This window comes from bacterium, assembly GCA_035527515.1.
GTDB lineage: Bacteria > B130-G9 > B130-G9 > B130-G9 > B130-G9 > B130-G9.
In genome coordinates, this window is record DATLAJ010000177.1 from 1 (window position 1) to 3,748 (window position 3,748).

Annotated in this window: 2 protein-coding genes; both read right to left on the reverse strand. The window is 55.8% G+C overall.

The window, feature by feature from the left end:
- Nucleotides 1-820, reverse strand: an 820-nt coding sequence (locus VM163_14115; GenBank protein ID HUT05013.1) for a hypothetical protein, incomplete at its 3' end; no start/stop codon positions are given.
- 267 nt (nucleotides 821-1,087) lie between these two features.
- Nucleotides 1,088-3,340 (reverse strand): hypothetical protein, encoded by a 2,253-nt coding sequence (locus VM163_14120; protein HUT05014.1) that lies wholly within the window; start codon nucleotides 3,338-3,340, stop codon nucleotides 1,088-1,090.
- Nucleotides 3,341-3,748: the final 408 nt, after the last annotated feature.

Here is a 3,748-nt window from a genome sequence, read left to right on the forward strand (position 1 = left end):
CCCTAGTTCCGTAACCATCCTGGAAAAGGACATTGTGCTGCCTTCGGCGGCGGTGCCTGCCCCCGTGGCCGAATGAGAGATCGCACAATCGAAGAAGAACAGAACCGGCCGGAGATGTCCGGCCGGGCGCATTGAACTCCAGGCCGGGCGGCTGGAATTCGTAAGCGGTTCCGATGAGCAGGAGGTTCTTTGCGGGTTTTGGCTCGGTGCTGGGAAGCAGCGGGTCGCCCCTGGGAAGCAGCGAGACGAGGACGAACGCGGAAGTGATGGAATCGGCCCCCGCCTCCAGGCGGGCCACGCCGTCGGGCGATTCGACGCTCCCGCCGATGTCGTTCCTGACGACGCGCGCAACGATCACGTGAACTGAATGCTGCGCCTCGCGGCCATGCTTGTCGGCAACCGTGAGACGAAGGGTATAGGGGCCGAGCAGGTCGTGCTCCCAATGCTGGCCGTAGGTGTACTCCGAAAGCCCCGTCCGCCAGACGCCGAGGTTGCCTGTCTCGACGCCCCAATCCTTGGACCACTTGACCTTGCCCTCGGCCCACGGATCGTGCTCTTCAGGCTCCGTCGATTCCTTTATGAGAGTCCATTCCTTGGGATCGCGCCCTTGGCCGAACTCAAGCCGGTAGGACTGGAAGATCTTGCCGTAGGCTAATCCGAATATGGGGACGTTGGCACGAACAGAGGAACTCTCGTAGGGGAGATGGATCACCGCGACAAGCTCCGCCTCCGCACCTTGAGAGCGGGCAATACCAGTCCAGAGAAGCAAGAGCGCTATGGCAGAAACCAGCGCTGTCCGGAAAGTGATTACCATGGCCATGTTCCACAACACCTGTCATATCTCATCACAGGCCGAATATATGTGGGACGTGGTCCCCCGCTCGCCCACACCTGCCTGTAGAACCTACGACTGGAGGTCATCAAGCTGCCGAACTGCAAGCGCCCATAACGTTAGGCGATGCTTTTGCGCTGCATTGCTTCCTCAATGACGAACAGCAAATCCGCTGGATTCGCCGCAATCCCGACCTCCTCCGCCTCATCAGGATCACCAATCAGCTGGTGGCCTCAGTTCTAACAAAGAGCACCTTTACTTCCCTTTCATTTTCCCATCACCGGCAGATTCGACGTACTTGTCCCATTTCTCCTGTAATGCTCTTATCTTCGCTCCGAAGCTCGCGTCGATCATCCGGCTCCTCAGGTCGCCGTCAGGTTCTGCGGCGCAGGCCTTTACGACTTCTGCAAGCTGATCGAGCTGGCCGCATCGATCGATCAGCTCACAAATAGTCTCTTTCACCGGTCTTGGCGGGTCCTTCTTCAGTGCGTCCAATAGGAAGGGAGTCGCGCGGCCCTCCGCCTCCTGAATGACAGTCTTTGCCGAGGCATAGGCTTCTCCTTGAGGTTCTTTCTGATTGGCAATGAGTGCTTCGATGTTCTGCTGGATGACGAGCTTCTCTTCCTCGGTGGTCAGTGGCGAGGCAGGTATAGCAAGATTTGCCATCATGTCGACAACCGCCTTTGCACCGATTGCGCGCGCTTGGGCATTATCTGAACGTTCGACACAGACCGCTCCCACGGCGCCAATGAAAGCCCATGGACCGCCGTGTGCAAGAAGCAGCTTCAGTTGCTCGTGAGCGGTTTTCGAGTTTCGCTTCAGGGCCCCGCCAAGGTTCTCAAAGAGTGCCCTGCCTTCATCAGCCTCGGGCAGGTTGGCCAGCGAGGCGGTAAGGCTTAGTAGCTTGGCGGGAGGATATCCTGGCCTCATTGCTGACTCAGCCCTGGCCTCTCGCAAAACGGGGTCGGACACTTTCAGAACAATGCGATCCTCAGCGCACCATGCCCTAATCTCAGCCGAGACATCTTGTTCCGGCCTGGAACCGAACTTCATGAAAGCTATACCGTCCTTGAATTCATAGGTCAGCACCTTGTGACCGTCGACCGGTTGCTCAGTGTCCTCAGATTTGATTTGGAACCGGTCTGAGAGGAAGAAATCAAGCGTGGCCAAGACCCGCCGAGATTCGTCAAGCCCGGCTAACTGCTGAGCTTTCTCCGGAACGATAAGAATGAAAGTGCCGGGATCTCCTCTGACTTCCCTGCGCGCTTGGAGTGAGTAGCCCTTCGCCGACCACAGGATGACAACCGTCTGATTCCGAGCTGCCGGCCAATTCTCCAAGCTGAGAGTTCGCTTTAGGTCAGGGCGGAACCCCTCCTTCATCAGAAGATCAAGTGTAGCCCACAGCCAGAGGCGTTGTCCATTCAGAAGATGACCCTGATCTGTTCCCAAGCGCTCCTCATCGATTTCGCTGATACCAAGTTTCTCGCGCTCTTCCTTGCTATCGGGGGGCCAGCGATCACACCGCATACGCTCCGGCGCGTAGGGTCCCTTTGGCTCAGATGGTCTGGGGATAGCGAACTCGCGCCCGGCCTTGGCTGCGTGGCATGCCTTGATAAGAATCTGCAATTCGTCTTTGGTTTTCTGCACCCTGTCGGCTGACAGCCAGTCCTTCTTATGGGCGTTCCGCATGAACCGCCCAAGCGCCTCTTTGTAATATAGTTCAGCCTTCTCAAAATCCTTGGCTTTGACGCAAGTGTCTGCAACCAGCCGCTCTATCGCACGTCCGTCTTCTGAACCTCTCCAGTCTGCCAGCTTGGTGCCGTAAGCCAGTGCCTTATTGTATTCCCCTGCTTCCGCATACAACCTAAAGAGTCCATAATAGGCCCTTGACAGCGGCGAGAGCCAGATCGCGATCAAATAGCCGTACTTCTCGTCGCCTGCCCTTCGATCCGCGCGAAGAGCCGACTCTGGGTCCTCGTAGCTCTGGATGATCGCCATGAACTCCGTCGCGGCGTCCTCCTTCCGACCATCCTTGAGAAACAAAGCTGCTATCATCAGATGTGCAACGTCACCAGCCTTGCGCGGGAAACGTTCCAGATGCTCAAAGTAACGCCTGGCCTCATTGAAACCGAATTCGTCAAAACGCTCTTCGCCTGATTTGGGAAAAGGACGAATCGTTGCAGTTCCATCTGGATTCAACACTCTGGTTACGGAGGTGAACCGTACCCAATTGGGGTCAAGTACCTCCTGTAGCGGTTCGTTTGGCGGCCCTTCGACAACAGTGGGCGTATCAGGATGCTCAGCAATGATCGCCCTCAAATCCTTGACCGCTCCATCCCTCTCGTTCTCCTCCGATGCCTTGCCCCAAGCCAACCATAACTTCGCATCAGCGGCATAGCTGCTTTCCGGGTATATGGCCACGAGTGTTTGCAGAGATTCCTTGAGCGCCTGCCAACCCTGAGGTTTGTTCGCCTCCGCAGGTACCGTTAGATACTTGAAGATTGACAAGTCTCGTCGGATACGTTCATCCCATGGTGTCCTCTCATCGGAAGATACACATATGCCCTGTACTATGAGCCAGATCACGAAGATGACTACCACACACCTACGCATAAGAGCACATCCTCATCTGCTGGGACCCTGCCATGCAATACATGAAGGATTGCTATGGGAGATTGTTTTCTCCAAGTCTGATTCCTGTCCGCTTGGATTCGGAACATCTGTCGTTACAACAGGTGGCCCCGTATCAACTATCTCCTGGTAGATACTAGGGGGATACTAGGCTATAGTTTCGCACTTTTTGCTCATTGAAAAAGAGACCCGACTCATGGTATCTTATCAGCTATCCGCAGCGATAAGGCCAAAGGAGTCGGGTCATGAAGAGCACGGAAGCCGTCCACGATTATAGTATCATAT